At 67.8% G+C, this 13,791-nt stretch carries 18 protein-coding genes; 15 read left to right on the forward strand and 3 right to left on the reverse strand.

Translation table 11 applies throughout. The features are described 5' to 3' along the window. The first annotated feature begins 1 nt into the window (after position 1). The 9 genes from AC0IYU_RS13835 to AC0IYU_RS13875 are packed head-to-tail and all read left to right on the forward strand — an operon-like array spanning position 2 to position 6,506. A complete protein-coding gene (locus AC0IYU_RS13835; protein WP_472117661.1) occupies positions 2–856 on the forward strand; it encodes an aromatic ring-hydroxylating dioxygenase subunit alpha in 855 nt (284 codons plus the stop codon). Next, entirely contained in the window at positions 853–1,494 is a 642-nt protein-coding gene (locus AC0IYU_RS13840) for a glutathione S-transferase family protein (protein WP_472117665.1), read from the forward strand. The genes AC0IYU_RS13835 and AC0IYU_RS13840 overlap by 4 nt, the downstream gene beginning before the upstream one ends. A 40-nt stretch (positions 1,495–1,534) precedes the next feature. After that, entirely contained in the window at positions 1,535–2,641 is a 1,107-nt protein-coding gene (locus tag AC0IYU_RS13845; protein ID WP_472117668.1) for an S-(hydroxymethyl)glutathione dehydrogenase/class III alcohol dehydrogenase, read from the forward strand. 40 nt (positions 2,642–2,681) lie between these two features. Next, positions 2,682–3,602, forward strand: coding sequence for an alpha/beta fold hydrolase (locus tag AC0IYU_RS13850; RefSeq protein WP_472117990.1), 921 nt, complete (start codon positions 2,682–2,684; stop codon positions 3,600–3,602). A gap of 7 nt (positions 3,603–3,609) precedes the next feature. Beyond that, the gene (gene fghA, locus AC0IYU_RS13855; RefSeq protein ID WP_472117672.1) at positions 3,610–4,488 is read left to right on the forward strand and encodes an S-formylglutathione hydrolase; all 879 of its coding nucleotides are present in this window, start codon (positions 3,610–3,612) and stop codon (positions 4,486–4,488) included. A 38-nt stretch (positions 4,489–4,526) separates the two neighbouring features. Next, positions 4,527–5,021: a GNAT family N-acetyltransferase gene (locus tag AC0IYU_RS13860; RefSeq protein ID WP_435483309.1), complete on the forward strand. Its 495-nt coding sequence runs from the start codon at positions 4,527–4,529 to the stop codon at positions 5,019–5,021. Positions 5,022–5,045: 24 nt separating this feature from the next. Next, positions 5,046–5,441, forward strand: a complete 396-nt coding sequence (locus AC0IYU_RS13865) for a VOC family protein (protein WP_472117675.1) — start codon at positions 5,046–5,048, stop codon at positions 5,439–5,441. A 31-nt stretch (positions 5,442–5,472) separates the two neighbouring features. After that, positions 5,473–5,901 carry a TfoX/Sxy family protein gene (locus tag AC0IYU_RS13870; RefSeq protein ID WP_472117677.1) on the forward strand — a complete coding sequence of 143 codons (429 nt, stop codon included), beginning with the start codon at positions 5,473–5,475 and terminating at the stop codon, positions 5,899–5,901. Further along, positions 5,898–6,506: a 3'-5' exonuclease gene (locus tag AC0IYU_RS13875; protein WP_472117680.1), complete on the forward strand. Its 609-nt coding sequence runs from the start codon at positions 5,898–5,900 to the stop codon at positions 6,504–6,506. Before AC0IYU_RS13870 ends, AC0IYU_RS13875 begins: the two co-directional genes overlap by 4 nt. A gap of 13 nt (positions 6,507–6,519) precedes the next feature. Here the strand turns inward: AC0IYU_RS13875 and AC0IYU_RS13880 are convergent, their stop codons facing one another. Continuing rightward, positions 6,520–7,248, reverse strand: coding sequence for an alpha/beta fold hydrolase (locus AC0IYU_RS13880; RefSeq protein WP_472117683.1), 729 nt, complete (start codon positions 7,246–7,248; stop codon positions 6,520–6,522). A 134-nt stretch (positions 7,249–7,382) separates the two neighbouring features. Here AC0IYU_RS13880 and AC0IYU_RS13885 point away from each other — a divergent pair, with 134 nt between their 5' ends. The 4 genes from AC0IYU_RS13885 to arsH are packed head-to-tail and all read left to right on the forward strand — an operon-like array spanning position 7,383 to position 10,117. Further along, a complete protein-coding gene (locus AC0IYU_RS13885; protein ID WP_472117686.1) occupies positions 7,383–7,700 on the forward strand; it encodes an ArsR/SmtB family transcription factor in 318 nt (105 codons plus the stop codon). Then, the gene (locus AC0IYU_RS13890) at positions 7,694–8,986 is read left to right on the forward strand and encodes an arsenic transporter (RefSeq protein ID WP_472117689.1); all 1,293 of its coding nucleotides are present in this window, start codon (positions 7,694–7,696) and stop codon (positions 8,984–8,986) included. Before AC0IYU_RS13885 ends, AC0IYU_RS13890 begins: the two co-directional genes overlap by 7 nt. Further along, positions 8,983–9,414, forward strand: a complete 432-nt coding sequence (gene arsC, locus AC0IYU_RS13895) for an arsenate reductase (glutaredoxin) (protein WP_435483303.1) — start codon at positions 8,983–8,985, stop codon at positions 9,412–9,414. Before AC0IYU_RS13890 ends, arsC begins: the two co-directional genes overlap by 4 nt. Further along, complete coding sequence (gene arsH, locus AC0IYU_RS13900) at positions 9,398–10,117, forward strand: arsenical resistance protein ArsH (protein WP_472117691.1); 720 nt, start codon at positions 9,398–9,400, stop codon at positions 10,115–10,117. The genes arsC and arsH overlap by 17 nt, the downstream gene beginning before the upstream one ends. A gap of 8 nt (positions 10,118–10,125) precedes the next feature. On the opposite strand, the gene AC0IYU_RS13905 is transcribed toward arsH, so the two are convergent. Continuing rightward, entirely contained in the window at positions 10,126–11,094 is a 969-nt protein-coding gene (locus tag AC0IYU_RS13905; protein ID WP_472117693.1) for a helix-turn-helix domain-containing protein, read from the reverse strand. 154 nt (positions 11,095–11,248) lie between these two features. Here AC0IYU_RS13905 and gnd point away from each other — a divergent pair, with 154 nt between their 5' ends. Together gnd and AC0IYU_RS13915 are read left to right on the forward strand one after the other, a co-directional pair. Then, positions 11,249–12,670, forward strand: coding sequence for a decarboxylating NADP(+)-dependent phosphogluconate dehydrogenase (gene gnd / locus AC0IYU_RS13910; protein WP_472117695.1), 1,422 nt, complete (start codon positions 11,249–11,251; stop codon positions 12,668–12,670). Between the two features lie 4 nt (positions 12,671–12,674). Continuing rightward, on the forward strand, positions 12,675–13,229 hold the full coding sequence (locus tag AC0IYU_RS13915; RefSeq protein WP_472117698.1) for a GNAT family N-acetyltransferase: 555 nt from the start codon (positions 12,675–12,677) through the stop codon (positions 13,227–13,229). A gap of 39 nt (positions 13,230–13,268) precedes the next feature. Here AC0IYU_RS13915 and AC0IYU_RS13920 read toward each other — a convergent pair whose 3' ends face one another. Continuing rightward, complete coding sequence (locus tag AC0IYU_RS13920; RefSeq protein WP_472117701.1) at positions 13,269–13,775, reverse strand: gluconokinase; 507 nt, start codon at positions 13,773–13,775, stop codon at positions 13,269–13,271. Between the last annotated feature and the right edge of the window lie 16 nt (positions 13,776–13,791).

Consider the following 13,791-nt stretch of genomic DNA (forward strand, 5'->3'; position numbering starts at 1 on the left):
TATGCCCTTCGTCACCGACGACCCCAACATGCTCGACGACTGGCTCGTCATCGGACCCGCCGCGCCGGCGCCTCGCACCACCCGCCTGCTCGGCGACACCGTGCACCTGTGGATCGACGCAGACGGCACGCCCCACTGCCGCCTGGGAGACCAGCCGCTGACCGTGCAGTCGCGCTACGGCCATCTCTGGGTCTGCCCCAGCGGCCGTCCGGCACGCGCCCTGTTCGACTTCCCGGAATACAGCGAAGCTGGCCGCCGCACCATCGACTGCGGCGGCATCGGCGTGGCGGTGTCCGGCCTGCGCGTGATCGAGAACTTCCTGGACATGGCGCATTTCCCCTTCGTGCACGCCGACTACCTCGGCAAGGTGCCGCACACCGAGGTGGCGAAGTACAACGTCGAGGTCGAACCCGCCACCGGCGAGATCTGGGCCACCGATTGCCGCTTCTGGCAGCCGCGCGCTTCGGCCGCGCACGACACGGGCAGCCAGGTGCGCTACAAGTACCGCGTGATGCAGCCCTTCTCGGCCATGCTCTACAAGTCGAGCTTTCGCGCGGGCGCGCTCGACGCCATCGGCCTGTTCCTGCAGCCCGTGGACCACGAGCACGTGATCGCCCACACGGTGCTGGCCTGCTACGACGACGACTCCAGCGACGCCGCGCTCATCGCCTTCCAGCACACCATCTTCGGGCAGGACAAGCCGATCCTGGAGAACCACGCCTTCAAGCGCATGCCGCTCGAAGGCCGCGCCGAGACGCCCACGCGCGGCGACATCTCGTCCGTCACCTACAGGCGCTGGCTGCGCGAGCGCGGCATGCGCTTCGGCGTGCTGCAAGCGGCCGGGGCCGCGCCATGATCAAGCTCCACGACTACCCGCTGTCGGGCAACTGCTTCAAGGTGCGGCAGATGCTGGCGTGGCTGGGCCTTGCGCACGAGCTGGTGCCGGTCGATTTCTTCCCGGGCCGCGAACACACCCGCGCGGCGTTCCTGGCGAACGTCAATCCGCTGGGCCAGCTCCCGGTGCTGGATGACGACGGCTTCGTGTTGCGCGATGCGCAGGCCATCGTGGTCTATCTCGCGAGCCGCTACGACACGCAGGGCCGCTGGTACCCGGACGACGCGAAGCTGCGGGGCCAGATCGCCATGTGGCTCGCCACCGCCGACGAGATCACCCGCACCGCATCGGCCGCGCGGCTGCACGATGCGTTGGGCTACCACCACCTGGACATCGACGCCTGCCGCAGCGGCGCACGCGCGGTGTTCCGCGTGCTCGACGACCACCTCGCCGAGCAGGCCGGCGCGGGCCTTCGGTGGCTGGCCGCGGCCCCGGAGCCGACCATTGCCGACCTTGCCTGCTTCCCCTACGTTGCCCTGGCCGGCGAAGGCGGCATTTCGCTCGACGAATTTCCCGCACTGCGAAACTGGGTCTGGAATTTCCGCCACCTGAGCGGGTTCATCGGCATGTCGGGTATCTTCCCTGCTGGCCCCGTCTGAGAATCCTCATTCCTCCCGCTTTCTGAAGAACCCCCACACCATGAAAACCAAAGCTGCCGTCGCCTGGAAATCCGGAGAACCGCTCACCATCGAAACCGTGGACCTCGAAGGCCCCAAGTTCGGCGAAGTGCTGGTCGAGATCAAGGCCACCGGCATCTGCCACACCGACTACTACACGCTCTCGGGCGCCGACCCCGAAGGCATCTTCCCCGCGATCCTCGGCCACGAAGGCGCGGGCATCGTGGTCGATGTGGGCCCCGGCGTCACCACGCTGAAGAAGGGCGACCACGTCATTCCGCTGTACACGCCGGAATGCCGCCAGTGCAAGTTCTGCCTGAGCCGCAAGACCAACCTGTGCCAGCTGATCCGCGGCACGCAGGGCAAGGGCCTGATGCCCGACGCCACCAGCCGCTTCAGCCTCGACGGCAAGCCCATCTTCCATTACATGGGCACGAGCACCTTCAGCAACTACACGGTGGCGCCCGAGATCTCGCTCGCCAAGATCCGCGAAGACGCCCCCTTCGACAAGGTCTGCTACATCGGCTGCGGCGTGACCACCGGCATCGGCGCGGTGATCTTCACGGCCAAGGTGGAAGCGGGTGCCAACGTGGTGGTGTTCGGCCTCGGCGGCATCGGCCTGAACGTGATTCAAGGCGCCAAGATGGTGGGCGCGGACAAGATCATCGGCGTCGACCTGAACCCCGAGCGCGAGGCCATGGCCCGCAAGTTCGGCATGACGCACTTCATCAACCCGAAGACGACGGAAAACGTGGTCGACGCCATCGTGCAGCTGACCGACGGCGGCGCGGACTACAGCTTCGAGTGCATCGGCAACACCCAGGTGATGCGCCAGGCGCTCGAATGCACGCACAAGGGCTGGGGCCGCAGCATCATCATCGGCGTGGCCGAGGCGGGCGCGGAGATCAGCACGCGCCCGTTCCAGCTGGTCACCGGCCGCAAGTGGGAAGGCTCGGCCTTCGGCGGCGCGCGCGGGCGCACCGACGTGCCGAAGATCGTCGACTGGTACATGGAAGGCAAGATCAACATCGACGACCTGATCACGCACACCATGCCGCTGGAAGACATCAACAAGGGCTTCGACCTCATGAAGCGCGGCGAGTCGATCCGCGGCGTGGTGCTTTACTGACCCCCAGCCTAGCGGCGCTCTTCGTGGAGGTGACCTCGTGATCGAAAGAATGACGCCCCTGCGCAAGATCGAGGCCGGTGTGCTCGAAGTCGCGTACTTCGAAGCCGGCCCCGCCGACGGGCCGCCCGTGCTGCTGATGCACGGGTTTCCGTACGACATCCACACCTACGCCGAAGTCGCGCCCCTGCTGGCCGGGCAATGCTGCCGCGTCATCGTGCCGTACCTGCGCGGCTATGGCGCCACGCGCTTCCTGAGCGATGCCACGCCGCGCTCGGGCGAACAGGCCGCGCTCGGCGCCGACCTGCTCGCGCTGCTCGACGCGCTGAAGATCGAACGCGCGGTGCTGGCCGGCTACGACTGGGGCGGCCGGGCCGCCTGCGTGGTTGCGGCGCTGTGGCCCGAACGCGTGGCGGGGCTGGTGTCCTTCAACAGCTACAACATCCAGAACATCGCGAAGGCGATGGAGCCGGACACGCCCGCCAACGAGCACAGCCTCTGGTACCAGTACTACTTTCACAGCGAACGCGGCCGCGCCGGCCTTGCGAAAGACCGCAAGGGGCTGACGAAGCTGCTGTGGAAGCTGTGGTCGCCCACGTGGAAGTTCGACGACGCCACCTTCGAGCGCAGCGCCGCCGCCTTCGACCACCCCGACTTCGTGGACGTGGTGATCCAGTCGTACCGCCACCGCTTCGCACTCGTGCCCGGTGACCCGGCTTACGCCGACATCGAACGCCGGCTCGCGGCCCAGCCGGCCATCACCGTGCCCACCATCACCTTCGACGGCATCGACGACGGCGTGCGCCCGCCGGCCGAGGCGTCGGCCCATGCCCATCGCTTCAGCGGACCGCGCTCGCACAGGCTCGTGCCCGGCGTGGGCCACAACATGCCGCAGGAAGCGCCGCGCACCTTTGCGGATGCCGTGCTCGAACTGGTGCCGGCCCTGCGCGACCAGACCCCATGACCACTCCATGACCGACCACACCCCCAAGACCCTTTCCGCGCACCACGCCTTCGGCGGCGTGCAGAGCTTTCACGAACACGCGTCGCAGGAGATCGGCCTGCCGATGCGCTTTTCGGTCTACCTGCCGCCCCAGGCCGCGCACGCTCGCGTGCCCGCCCTGCTCTACCTCGCGGGCCTGACCTGCAACGAAGAAACCTTCGCGGTGAAGGCCGGCGCACAGCGCCTGGCCGCGAGCATGGGGATTGCGCTGATCGCACCCGACACCAGCCCGCGCGGCGCCGCAGCGGAAAGCCTGCCGGGCGCCAGGGACAGCTGGGACTTCGGCATCGGCGCGGGCTTCTACCTCGACGCGCTGGCCGAGCCCTGGGCCACGCACTGGCGCATGGAAAGCTGGATCGTCCAGGAGTTGCTGCCGCTGGCGGCGCAGCAGTTCGCCATCGACGGCGACCGCATCGGCATCTTCGGCCACTCGATGGGCGGCCACGGCGCGCTCACGCTGGCGCTGCGGCATCCGGGGCGCTTCAAGTCGTTGTCGGCCTTCGCACCCATCTGCGCGCCCACGCAGTGCCCATGGGGCGAGAAGGCCTTCGCCGGCTACCTGGGCGAGCCGGGCGCCGACCGCGCGCAGTGGCTGGCGCACGATGCCAGCGCGCTCATGAAGTCGCAGGTGACCGCGCCCTACCCGCAGGGCATCCTGATCGACCAGGGCCTGGCCGACAAATTCCTGGGCGAGCAACTGCACCCCGAGGTGTTCGAAGCCGCCTGCTCCGCAGCGGGCCAGCCGCTGACGCTGCGCCGCCATGCGGGCTACGACCACGGCTACTTCTTCATCCAGAGCTTCATGGCCGACCACATTGCGCACCATGCGCAGACGCTGCACACCTGATCGACCGCACGGGCGGCCCTGCCCGTATCATGAGTCGCATGTCCGCTGCCCAGATTCCTGCCTTCCAGTTGCGATCGCGCGAAGGCGGTCCCGAAGAGAACATGGTGCTGGCCGGCATCTGGCGCCGCGCCTGGATCGCGGCCAACCGTGGCGCCGCCACCATCGAACCCATCGTCCATTGGCTGCGTCGCGTGCAGGCCGAGTTCGGCCCGCCGGCCGACGTGGTGCTGGCGGAACGCGACGGGCAGGTGCTCGCCTTCATGGTGCTGCTGGGCCGGCGCGAGTACGTGGCCCAGCTGTTCGTCGAGCCGCACCTGCGCAGCCAGGGCCTGGGCAAGGCGCTGCTCGACGAGGCCTGTGTGCGCATCCCCACCGGCTGGCGGCTGCACGTGGCGGTCACCAACACCTCGGCGCAGCGTTTCTACGAACGCTATGGCCTGGAACGCGGCACGGTCGACCGCCACCCCACCAGCGGGCGCGAACGCATCGCCTACCATTGGTCCCCCTCGCGTCCGCCGTGGCGCGTGGGCTGACCCTCTCCCTTCTTTTTTCGCCCCATGCGCATCGACCACATCGCACTCTGGACCACCGATCTCGAACGCTGCAAGCGCTTCTATGTCGACTACTTCGGCGCCACCGCCGGCGCGGGCTACACCAACCCGGCCAAGGGCTTCGAATCGTGCTTCCTGAGCCTGGGAGGCGCTGAAGGCGCGCGCATCGAGGCCATGACGACGACCGCGCTCTCGCCCGTGACGGCCGAAGCCGGCGCGCAGCGCATGGGCTGGACGCACCTGGCCATCAGCGTGGGCTCCGACGCCGCGGTCGACGCACTCACGCAGCGCCTGAAGGCCGACGGCTACCCGCTGCTCGACGGCCCGCGCCGCACCGGCGACGGCTACTACGAGAGCGTGGTGCTCGACCCGGACGGCAACCGCATCGAGATCACGGCATGAGCGCCGCAGTGCGAAGCACGGAGCTTGCCGAATGAGCGCCTTCGTCGACAGCCTGCACGAGATCTTCGAGCGCTTCGGGCGCATCGCGCCGCGCCGCATGTTCGGCGGCCATGGCATCTTCCACGAGGGCCGCATGATCGCGATCGTCATCGGCGACACGCTCTACCTGAAGTCCGACGCCGAAAGCGCACCGCACTTCGACCGCCAGAACCTGCCGCCCTTCACGTACATGCGCCAGGGAAAGTCGATGCCCATGTCGTACCGGCAAGCCCCGGCCGACCTGTTCGAAGACTGCGAGGAAGCCGCGCGCTGGGGCCGCCGGGCCTACGAGGCGGCGCTGCGCTCAGGCCAGCCACCCAAGCCCAAAAAAGCACCCGCCGCCAAGAAGGCAGCGGCCAGGAAAACGCCCGCAAAGAAAGCCGCAGTGAAGAAAAAGACAACGAAAGCAGCCCCCCGGTGAGCGACAACCCCCATCTCCCGCCCCTGCCCGAGCGCGAACAGATCGCGCTGCTCGAGCCCTTCGAGGGCCTCGGCCTGAAAGACATCGTCGTCGTCGCCACGCAGCAGGACGCCGAGCGCGCCGCCGCCGCGCTGCTGGCCGCAGGCATCGCGGGCTTCGACACCGAATCGAAACCCACCTTCGCGAAGAACGAAGTCTCGGGCGGCCCGCACGTGGTGCAGTTCGCCACGCGCGACACGGCCTGGCTGTTCCAGCTGCACCGCACGGAATGCAACCCGGTGGTGGCCGCGCTGATCGCCTCGACCGAACTGCGCAAGGTCGGCTTCGGCCTGTCGGGCGACCTCACGCTGATTCGCAACCGGCTCAACATCGAACCGGGCGCGGTGTTCGACATCGACACCGAATTCCGCCACCGCGGCTACCGCAAGTCGGTCGGCGTGAAGGCGGCGGTGGCGCTGGTGTTCAACCGCCGCTTCATCAAGTCGCGCAAGGCGACCACCTCGAACTGGGCCAACAGGCAGCTCACCGAGGCACAGATCCGCTACGCCGCGAACGACGCCTATGCGTCGATCCGCGTGTACGACGCGCTCTTCAACAGCCACTGAACGCCCTGCTCGCTCAGTCGCGCCCCGCCTCGATGATGGCCTGCGCCAGCCGCTGCGGGTTCGAGAAGAACATCTCGTGGCTGCCGGGGCACTCCACCAGCCTGAACAGGCCCAGCCGCTCCGACAGCCGCGGATGCCAGGGCAGGCTGTGCGGCAGCGCCGTGTCCTGCTGGCAATTGACGTAGGACTTGCCCAGCGCCAGCGCCGCCAGCGGCTGGCTCAGCCGAATCTTGTCGGTGAAGGTGCGGTACGGATGCGGGTTGAGCTTGTCGTAGGCGGCCTGCGCGGTCGGCAGGTCGGCGTCGTTGATGAAGGCCTCGCGCCAGATCTCGAAGGGCAACGTCACCGCGTTGGCGTTCGCGCCGGCGATGGCATCGAACATCGTCACGTAGTGCGGCGGCACCATGTCGTTGAGCGACTCTCCGTCCAGCGGCACGAAGGCGTTGATGTACACCAGCCGCTTCAGGCGCGGCGCAATGCGCTCAGCCACGCCCGAAATCACCATGCCGCCGTAGCTGTGGCCCACGAGGCGCACCTGCGTGAGGTTGTTCTGCTCGATGTAGCGCACGGCGGATGCAATCGCGTCTTCCAGCGTGGTCGCGGTGCGGTCGTCGCCGGGGTTGTTGCCCGCGAGCGTGGGGCAGTGCACGGTGTGGCCTGCTGCGCGAACGCCGTCGGCCACGGCTTCGATTTCAGCGCCGGTGTGCCACGCGCCGTGGACAAGAACATAGGTGTCGGACATGGGGTCTCCTTCGTTGTGACGAAGCCAGACTGTAGGAACGGCGGCGCGCCGCAAATGGCCGATGCCTGCCAGCCCGATGGCCGGTTCGTGCCGTGCGGTTTGCTCCAGTTCAATTATTCAACTATACTTGAACTATGGAAGAAAACGACGTTGTCCGCTCGCTGGCCGCCCTGGCGCAACCCATCCGCCTTCGGGTGTTCCGCGCGCTGGTGGTCGCCGGGCCCGCCGGCCTCACGCCCGGCACGCTGACCGAATCGCTGGAGGTGTCGGCCACGAGCCTGTCGTTCCACCTCAAGGAACTGATGAACTCGGGGCTGGTGTCACAGGAGCGGCAGGGGCGCAACCTCGTGTACCGGGCCGCGTTCGCGCAAATGAACGGGCTGCTGGCCTATCTCACTGAAAACTGCTGCCAGGGCGAAACCTGCGCCGCCGGGTGCCCGCCGACATGCTGACCGCCGTCGCGATCTTCGTCTTCACGCTGGTGCTGGTCATCTGGCAGCCGCGCGGCCTGGGCATCGGCTGGAGTGCTTCGCTGGGTGCCGTCATCGCGCTGCTCTTCGGCGTCGTTCACCTGGCAGACATTCCGGTCGTCTGGGGCATCGTGTGGAACGCGACCGCCACCTTCATCGCGGTGATCGTCATCAGCCTGCTGCTCGACGAGGCCGGCTTCTTCGAGTGGGCCGCGCTGCACGTGGCGCGCTGGGGAAACGGGCGCGGGCGGCTGCTGTTCGCCTTCATCGTGCTGCTGGGCGCGGCCGTGTCGGCGCTGTTCGCCAACGACGGCGCAGCGCTCATCCTCACGCCCATCGTCATGGCGATGCTGGTCGCGCTCGGGTTCACGCCGGCCGCCACGCTGGCGTTCGTGATGGCGGCGGGCTTCATCGCCGACACCGCGAGCCTGCCGCTGATCGTGTCGAACCTGGTGAACATCGTGTCGGCCGATTTCTTCAGGATCGGCTTCAACGCGTATGCCGCAGTCATGGTGCCGGTGAACATTGCGGCGGTGCTCGCGAGCCTGCTCGTCCTGCTGCTCTACTTCCGCCGCAGCATTCCAGCGCGCTACGACGCGAGGCAGCTGAAGTCGCCCTCAGAGGCAATCCGCGACGTTCACACCTTCCGCGCCGGCTGGGTGGTGCTGGCGCTGCTGCTGGTCGGCTTCTTCGGCCTGGAACCCTTGGGCATTCCGGTGAGCGCGGTGGCCGCCTTGGGTGCGGTCGTCCTGCTCGCGGTTGCCGGGCGCGGCCCGGTCATCAGCACGAAGAAGGTGCTGCGCGGCGCGCCGTGGCAGATCGTCGTCTTCTCGCTGGGCATGTACCTCGTGGTGTACGGGCTGCGCAACGCCGGGCTGACCGGCCCGATGGCCGGATTGCTGAACGTGTTTGCGCAAGGCGGCGTGTGGGGCGCGGCCATGGGCACGGGCTTCCTGACCGCAGTGCTTTCTTCCGTGATGAACAACATGCCGACCGTGCTGGTCGGTGCGCTCTCCATCGACGCCTCGGGCGCCACCGGCGTGGTCAAGGAAGCCATGGTCTACGCCAACGTCATCGGCTGCGACCTGGGCCCGAAGATCACGCCGATCGGCAGCCTGGCCACGTTGCTGTGGCTGCATGTGCTTCAGAAAAAAGGCAGCGCCATCGCTTGGGGCTATTACTTCAAGGTCGGCATCGTGCTGACCGTGCCGGTGCTGTTCGTGACCCTCGCGGCACTGGCTGTTCGACTCACCCTCTCCCTGCCATGAACGACATCACCATCTATCACAACCCCGCCTGCGGCACGTCCCGCAACGTGCTCGCGCTGATCCGCAACACGGGTGACGAGCCCACCGTCATCGAGTACCTGAAGACACCGCCCGACCGCGCCACGCTGACGCGGCTGATCGCGGCAATGGGCGTGTCCGTGCGCGACGTGCTGCGCCGCAAGGGAACGCCGTACGACGAGCTGGGCCTGGACGACCCGAAGTGGACCGACGAACAACTGATCGGCTTCATGCTGCAGCACCCGGTTCTCATCAACCGGCCGATCGTGGTGACGCCGCTGGCCACGCGCCTGTGCCGCCCGTCCGAAGCGGTGCTCGACATCCTGCCGCGCCCGCAGCAAGGCGCCTTTTCCAAGGAAGACGGCGAAGCCGTCATCGACGCGAAAGGCCAGCGTGTCTCAAGGCCCTGAACTCGCGAACATCGATGCGGACAACTTCCGCCAACCCGACCTTCGTCATCTGCTGCCCACGGCGCGCGCCACGCACGCACCGCGCATCCTGCTGCTCTACGGCTCGTTGCGCGAACGCTCGTACAGCCGGCTGCTGACCGAGGAAGCCGCGCGCCTGCTGCAGGCCCTGGGCGCCGAGCCGCGCATCTACGATCCGCGCGGGCTTCCGCTGCCGGACGACGCGCCCGACGACCACCCGAAGGTGCAGGAACTGCGCGAGAGCGCGCAATGGGCCGAGGGCATGGTGTGGACATCGCCCGAACGACACGGCGCAATGACCGGGATCATGAAGGCGCAGATCGACTGGATCCCGCTGGCCCTCGGCTCGGTGCGGCCCACGCAGGGCAAGACGCTCGCGGTGATGCAGGTGTCGGGCGGTTCGCAGTCGTTCAACGCCGTGAACCAGCTGCGCGTGCTGGGCCGCTGGATGCGCATGGTCACCATCCCCAACCAGTCGTCGGTGGCCAAGGCGTTCATGGAGTTCGAGGACAACGGGCGCATGAAGCCGTCGCCCTACTACGAGCGCGTGGTCGACGTGATGGAAGAGCTGGTGAAGTTCACGCTGCTCACGCGCGACTGCGCGGACTACCTGGTCGACCGCTACAGCGAGCGGCGCGAGAGCGCGCTGGCGCTGTCGAAGCGGGTCAACCTGCGCAGCATCTGAGCGCGGGCTCAGTGCCGCAGCAGGCGCCGCAGCGCACCGGGCGTCGTGCCCAGGTGCCTGCGGCACTGCCGCACGAAGTGCGAGGCGTCCGCCAGGCCCACGCGAAAGCCGATCTCCGCGATGCTCAGCCGGTCGAAGCGCGCATCGGCCAGCATGCGCCGCGCCACCTGCATGCGGAAGTCCACCAGCGCGTTGGCGAAGGTGGTGGCGCTCTCGCCTTCCGCCAGGCAGCGGTGCAGGCTGCGCTCCGAAATGCCCAACCCGCGCGCCACGCCCGCCGCCGTAAGGCCGGGTTCGGCATGCCGCTCCCGCGTGGCGTCGAGCACCCGGCGGCGCAGCGCCGCGCGGCCCTCGCTGGCCGGCTCCGACGGGCCCTTTCCGAGCGCCAGTGCCAGCAGGCCGCCCAGCTGGTCGCACAGCAGCGCAGCCGGCAACGGCGGCTTTGCGGCCACATCGGGCGTCAGCTGCCGCACGAAGGCGCTCAGCACAGCGCCCCACCCCGCCTGGGCGTCGATGCGGCGCGCCACCTGGTCGCCGGCATCGGGCAACCACGCGTCGACCCAGGCGGTCGGCAACTCGAGCGACAGGGTGTCGGCCGATTGCAGCAAGTGAAATTCATACAGCCGGCGTGAATCGACCAGCACCGCGTCGCCCGGCAGCAGCCGCGCGCAGCGCTCCTCCTGCACCGTGACCCAGGGCGAATCGGTCTTGCACAGCAGGTAGTAGTAGTTGTGGCGGCTGTGGGCAATGGCGCGCCGCGTGCGGTACACGTCCTGCGCGCTACCGCGCACCTGGTTGGCCACCAGGGGACCGAGCGGCGCCGATTCCAGCGTGGCGCCGAAGCTGCCGCCGGCCTGGCTGGTCACGTCCATCTCCAGGAAGCCCTCGCAGACCGCGCCCACCCAGTAGTCCAGCCGCTGTGCAGGCGGCACGGCGTCGGTGGACCAGCGCTGGAGGGCGTCGATGGCTTGGCTCATGCGCGCCGAACATACCCAAGCCGTGCCCGCTTGCCAAGCGGGTATAGACCATCTCCCACGGCAGGGCGCCCGCCGCACCGGCAAAATGACCGGCGAACCAACCCGTGCGCGGGGCATTCCGGCGCACGCACATGAAAGAAGGGCAAGACGGGTCATGAGCAACAAAAGCGATTTCGGACTGATCGGACTGGCGGTGATGGGCCAGAACCTCGTGCTGAATGTGGAAAGCCGCGGCTTCCAGGTCAGCGTCTACAACCGCACCGAGGCCACCACCGAAGCCTTCGTGGCCGCCAACCCCGGCAAGAAGCTGGTGGGCACCAAGACGCTCGAGGAGTTCGTGCAGAGCCTGGCCAAGCCCCGCAAGATCCAGATCATGGTGAAGGCCGGCGCGCCGGTCGACCAGGTCATCGAGCAACTCATTCCGCTGCTGGACAAGGACGACATCGTCATCGACGGCGGCAACAGCCTCTACACCGACACCGAGCGCCGCGATGCCTACCTGTCGAGCAAGGGCCTGCGCTTCATCGGCGCGGGCGTGTCGGGCGGGGAAGAAGGCGCGCGCAAGGGCCCGTCGATCATGCCGGGCGGGCCGCTCTCCACCTGGGAGGTGATGAAGCCGATCTTCGAGAGCATCGCGGCCAAGGTGGACGGCGAACCCTGCGTCATTCACATCGGCCCGGGCGGCGCCGGCCACTACGTGAAGATGGTGCACAACGGCATCGAATACGGCGACATGCAGCTCATCTGCGAGGCCTACAGCCTGTTCAAGGCGGCAGGATTCAGCACCGACGAGATGGCCGCCATCTTCAACGAGTGGAACGACGGCGAGCTGCAGAGCTACCTGATCCAGATCACCGCCAAGGCGCTGGAGCAGAAAGACCCCGAAACGGGCAACCCGATCGTCGACATGATCCTGGACAAGGCCGGCCAGAAGGGCACGGGCCAGTGGACGCTGATCAACGCGGCCGAGAACGCGGTGGTCATCAGCACCATCAACGCCGCCGTCGAGGCGCGCGTGCTGTCGTCGCAGAAGAAGGCGCGCGTGGCGGCCAGCAAGGTGCTGCAGGGTCCGAAGATCGAACTCTCGCTCGAGAAGAAGGCGCTGGTGGCCAAGGTGCACGACGCGCTGTATGCGTCCAAGGTCATCAGCTACACGCAGGGCTTCGACCTCATCAAGACGATGGGCGACAAGAAGGAATGGAAGCTCGACCTGGCGAGCATCGCATCCATCTGGCGCGGCGGCTGCATCATCCGCGCGCGCTTCCTGAACCGCATCACCGACGCCTTCCGCACCGACCCGGCGCTGAACAACCTGATGCTCGACCCCTTCTTCAAGGACCTGCTGAACCGCACGCAGCAGAACTGGCGCGAAACGGTGGCGCTGGCAGTGAGCAACGGCATTCCGGTGCCGGCCTTCAGCGCCTCGCTGGCCTACTACGACAGCTACCGCACCGAGCGCCTGCCGGCCAACCTGCTGCAGGCGCAGCGCGACTTCTTCGGCGCGCACACGTACGAGCGCACGGACAAGCCCGAAGGAAAATTTTTCCACACCGACTGGCCCGAAGTCATAGGCTGATGCCATGCCGGCCCTCGACTACCCCAGCCACCTGGTCGAGGACTGGCAACTGAGCGACGGCACGCCGGTGCGGATCCGCCCGATCCGCGCCGACGACCTGGCCCTGCACACAGCCTTCGTGTCGGGGCTGTCGAGCGAAACGGGCTACCACCGCCTGCTGTCGCCGCGCAAGCCGCAGCCTGACGAACTGTGGCGCATGACCCATATCGACTACCAGCACGAACTGGCCCTCATCGCGACCACCGAGGTCGACGGCCATGAACAGCAGATGGGCGTGGTGCGCTATGTGCGCGGCGAAACACCAGATACCGCGCACGTCGCCGAATTCGCCGTGGTCATCGCCGATGCGTGGCAACGCCACGGCGTTGCACTGAAGCTCCTGCGCAAGCTGATCGATGCGGCCAGGGCGGCCGGTGTGAAGCAGTTGGCGGACATCACCCTGTACGACAACGTCGGCATGCTGGCGCTGGCGCGCAAGCTGGGGTTCAAGCTGCAGCGCGACACGGGCAACCGGAACGTCACGCGGCTGCGGCTTGAGTTGGATTTGCCTGCACGCTGAGGCCTCCGGTTCAGGGACCCCGCAAGAACGAAGAAAGACTCAGCCGGCAGCAAGCCAGGCCTGGACCCGGGCCACAGCCTGCCCCAGCGGCGCAGTCGCATCCACCTCCAGCACACCCGCCTCGCCGACAGGCGATTCGAGCGTCGCGAACTGGTTGGCCACCAGGCTCGCCGGAAACATGTGTTCCCCGGCGCCAGCCCGCGCGGCCACCCGGCGCTCGGACTCCGCCCGCTCGATCGCCATGAACACGAACCGCAGCCCCGGTGCCGCCGAGCGCAACTGCTCGCGGTAACTGCGCTTGAGCGCCGAACAGGTCAGCACCGCCCCCTGCGGCGCGCCGGCCAGCGCGCGGCCCAGCGTGGCCAGCCAGCCGACGCGGTCGGCATCGGTCAGCGCGATGCCCTGGCTCATCTTCTCGACATTGGCCGGCGGATGGTGGTCGTCGCCTTCTATGAGCGGCAGCCCGAGGGCTGTGGCCAGCGCCGCGCCCAGGCTCGACTTGCCGCATCCCGACACGCCCATCACTACCAGCCAGACCCTGTCCATATGCACCCTTTTGGTA

Source organism: Variovorax sp. AC103, assembly GCF_979254005.1.

Bases quoted from the DNA above. Each gene is read 5' to 3' on its own strand.
- AC0IYU_RS13835 (WP_472117661.1), top strand. From the start codon at position 2: ATGCCCTTCGTCACCGACGACCCCAACATGCTCGACGACTGGCTCGTC.
- AC0IYU_RS13840 (WP_472117665.1), top strand. From the start codon at position 853: ATGATCAAGCTCCACGACTACCCGCTGTCGGGCAACTGCTTCAAGGTG.
- AC0IYU_RS13845 (WP_472117668.1), top strand. From the start codon at position 1,535: ATGAAAACCAAAGCTGCCGTCGCCTGGAAATCCGGAGAACCGCTCACC.
- fghA (WP_472117672.1), top strand. From the start codon at position 3,610: ATGACCGACCACACCCCCAAGACCCTTTCCGCGCACCACGCCTTCGGC.
- AC0IYU_RS13860 (WP_435483309.1), top strand. From the start codon at position 4,527: ATGTCCGCTGCCCAGATTCCTGCCTTCCAGTTGCGATCGCGCGAAGGC.
- AC0IYU_RS13865 (WP_472117675.1), top strand. From the start codon at position 5,046: ATGCGCATCGACCACATCGCACTCTGGACCACCGATCTCGAACGCTGC.
- AC0IYU_RS13870 (WP_472117677.1), top strand. From the start codon at position 5,473: ATGAGCGCCTTCGTCGACAGCCTGCACGAGATCTTCGAGCGCTTCGGG.
- AC0IYU_RS13880 (WP_472117683.1), bottom strand. From the start codon at position 7,248: ATGTCCGACACCTATGTTCTTGTCCACGGCGCGTGGCACACCGGCGCT.
- AC0IYU_RS13885 (WP_472117686.1), top strand. From the start codon at position 7,383: ATGGAAGAAAACGACGTTGTCCGCTCGCTGGCCGCCCTGGCGCAACCC.
- AC0IYU_RS13890 (WP_472117689.1), top strand. From the start codon at position 7,694: ATGCTGACCGCCGTCGCGATCTTCGTCTTCACGCTGGTGCTGGTCATC.
- arsC (WP_435483303.1), top strand. From the start codon at position 8,983: ATGAACGACATCACCATCTATCACAACCCCGCCTGCGGCACGTCCCGC.
- AC0IYU_RS13905 (WP_472117693.1), bottom strand. From the start codon at position 11,094: ATGAGCCAAGCCATCGACGCCCTCCAGCGCTGGTCCACCGACGCCGTG.
- gnd (WP_472117695.1), top strand. From the start codon at position 11,249: ATGAGCAACAAAAGCGATTTCGGACTGATCGGACTGGCGGTGATGGGC.
- AC0IYU_RS13915 (WP_472117698.1), top strand. From the start codon at position 12,675: ATGCCGGCCCTCGACTACCCCAGCCACCTGGTCGAGGACTGGCAACTG.
- AC0IYU_RS13920 (WP_472117701.1), bottom strand. From the start codon at position 13,775: ATGGACAGGGTCTGGCTGGTAGTGATGGGCGTGTCGGGATGCGGCAAG.